Annotated in this window: 1 protein-coding gene; it reads left to right on the top strand. The window is 66.9% G+C overall.

The genetic code is table 11. The annotated features are described in order from the left end of the window. On the top strand, window positions 1-3,214 hold a 3,214-nt coding region (locus JQ629_RS36855; RefSeq protein ID WP_212416785.1), incomplete at both ends, for a beta strand repeat-containing protein.

The raw sequence follows: 3,214 nt of genomic DNA, 5'->3' as shown, positions 1-3,214 counted from the left end.
TCGGCAATGCGGTTGCCGGCACCTATGGGTCGGTGACGATCAACAGCAACGGCAGTTACACCTACACGCTCAACAATTCAGATCCGGACACCCAGGCGCTGGCGCAGGGCGCATCGGCGAGCGAGGCGTTCACCTACACGGTGACCGACCAGTTCGGGGCGACCGCGTCGACGACGCTCACGATCACCATCACCGGCAGCAATGACGGGCCGGACATTACGGTAGGCGCCGGCGACAGCACCGCCGAGACGCTGGTCGAGACCGATGCAGCGCTGGCGGTTGGCGGCACCCTGACGGTGACGGATATCGACCTGTCGGATGCGGTGACCCCGACGGTCGCCTCGGTGGTGGCCTCGGGCACCACCGCAGGGCTGGGCTCCAACAATGCGGCGCTGGCCGCAATGCTGACGGTGACGCCGGCCTCGATCGACGCCGACAGCGGCGACGCCAATAATCTGATCTGGTCGTTCAGCTCGACGCCGGAGGCGTTCGACTACCTCGACGACGGCGAGACGCTGACGCTGACCTATACGGTGCGGGCCACCGATGACAGCCTGGCGTTCGACGAGCAGACCGTGACCATCACCATCACCGGCAGCAATGACGGGCCGGATATCACGGTAGGCGCCGGCGACAGCGCGGCGGAGACGCTGCTCGAGACCAATGCGGCACTGGCGGTGGCGGGCACCCTGACGGTGACCGACATCGATCTGTCGGATGCGGTGACTCCGACGGTCGCCTCGGTGGTGGCCTCGGGCACCATTTTGGGCCTTGGCTCCAACAACGCGGCGCTGGCTGCAATGCTGACGGTGACGCCGGCCGCAATTGCCGCCGACAGCGGCGACGCCAATAATCTGAACTGGTCGTTCAGCTCGACGCCGGAGGCGTTCGACTACCTCGACGACGGCGAGACGCTGACGCTGACCTACACGGTGCGGGCCACCGACGACAGCCTGGCATTCGACGAGCAGACTCTCATTATCACCATCACCGGCAGCAATGACGGGCCGGACATTACGGTCGGGAGCGGCGACAGCGCCGCCGAGACGCTGGCCGAGACCAATGCGGCGCTGGCGGTGGCCGGCACCCTGACGGTGAACGACATCGACCTGTCGGATGCGGTGACTCCGACGGTCGCTTCGGTGGTGGCTTCCGGCACCACCACAGGGCTGGGCTCGGGCAATGCGGCGCTGGCCGCAATGCTGACGGTGACACCGGCCTCGATCGATGCGGATCCCGGTGCCGCCAGCAATCTGAACTGGTCGTTCAGCTCGACGCCGGAGGCGTTCGACTACCTCGACGACGGCGAGACGCTGACGCTGACCTATACGGTGCGGGCGACCGACGACAGTCTGGCATTCGACGAGCAGACGGTCATCATCACCATCACCGGCAGCAATGACGGGCCGGACATTACGGTCGGCAGCGGCGACAGCGCCGCCGAGACGCTGGCCGAGACCAATGCAGCGCTGGCGGTTGGCGGCACCCTGACGGTGACGGATATCGACCTGTCGGATGCGGTGACTCCGACGGTCGCGTCGGTGGTGGCCTCGGGCACCATTCTGGGCCTCGGCTCCAACAACGCGGCGCTGGCCGCGATGCTGACGGTGACGCCAGATTCGATCGATGCCGACAGCGGCGATACCAGCAACCTGAACTGGTCGTTCAGCTCGACGCCGGAGGCGTTCGACTATCTCGACGACGGCGAGACGCTGACGTTGACCTATACGGTGCGGGCCACCGACGACAGCCTGGCATTCGACGAGCAGACCGTGACCATCACGATCACCGGCAGCAATGACGGGCCTGATATTACGGTAGGCGCCGGCGACAGCGCCGCCGAGACCCTTGTCGAGACCAATGCGGCGCTGGCGGTTGGCGGCACCCTGACGGTGACGGATATCGACCTGTCGGATGCGGTGACCCCGACGGTTGCGTCGGTGGTGGCCTCCGGCACCACCACAGGGCTGGGCTCGGGCAATGCGGCGCTGGCCGCGATGCTGACGGTGACGCCGGCCTCGATCGACGCCGATCCTGGCGATACCAGCAACCTGAACTGGTCGTTCAGCTCGACGCCGGAGGCGTTCGACTATCTCGACGACGGCGAGACGCTGACGCTGACCTATACGGTGCGGGCGACCGACGACAGCCCGGCATTCGACGAGCAGACGCTCATTATCACGATCACCGGCAGCAATGACGGGCCGGACATCACGGTCGGTAGCGGCGACAGCGCCGCCGAGACCCTGGTCGAGACCGATGCGGCGCTGGCGGTGGCCGGCACCCTGACGGTGAACGACATCGACCTGTCCGACGCGGTGACTCCGACGGTCGCCTCGGTGGTGGCCTCGGGCACCACCACAGGGCTGGGCTCGGGCAATGCGGCGCTGGCCGCGATGCTGACGGTGACGCCGGCTGCGATCGATGCGGATCCCGGCGATACCAGCAACCTGAACTGGTCGTTCAGTTCGACGCCGGAGGCGTTCGACTATCTCGACGACGGCGAGACGCTGACGCTGACCTACACGGTGCGGGCGACCGATGACAGCCTGGCGTTCGACGAGCAGACCGTCATCATCACCATCACCGGCAGCAATGACGGGCCGGACATTACGGTCGGTAGCGGCGATAGCGCGGCCGAGACCCTTGTCGAGACCAATGCGGCGCTGGCGGTTGGCGGCACCCTGACGGTGACCGACATCGATCTGTCGGATACGGTAACCCCGACGGTCGCCTCGGTGGTGGCCTCGGGCACCATTTTGGGCCTCGGCTCCAATAACGCGGCGCTGGCCGCGATGCTGACGGTGACGCCGGCTGCGATCGACGCCGATCCCGGCGACGCCAGCAACCTGAACTGGTCGTTCAGTTCGACGCCGGAGGCGTTCGACTATCTCGACGACGGCGAGACGCTGACGCTGACCTACACGGTGCGGGCCACCGATGACAGCCTGGCATTCGACGAGCAGACCGTGACCGTCACGATCACCGGCAGCAATGACGGGCCGGACATTACGGTCGGTAGCGGCGACAGCGCCGCCGAGACCCTGGTCGAGACCGATGCAGCGCTGGCGGTGGCCGGCACGCTGACGGTGACCGATCTGGATCTGTCCGACGCGGTGACCCCGACGGTGACTGCCGTGGTGGCCTCGGGCACCATTTTGGGCCTCGGCTCCAACAATGCGGCGCTGGCCGCGATGCTGACGGTGACGCCGGC

This window comes from Bradyrhizobium sp. AUGA SZCCT0222 (genome assembly GCF_018130205.1).
GTDB lineage: Bacteria > Pseudomonadota > Alphaproteobacteria > Rhizobiales > Xanthobacteraceae > Bradyrhizobium.
The sequence above is the reverse complement of the archived record's forward strand: the minus strand, read 5'-3'. Positions and strand labels throughout refer to the sequence as shown.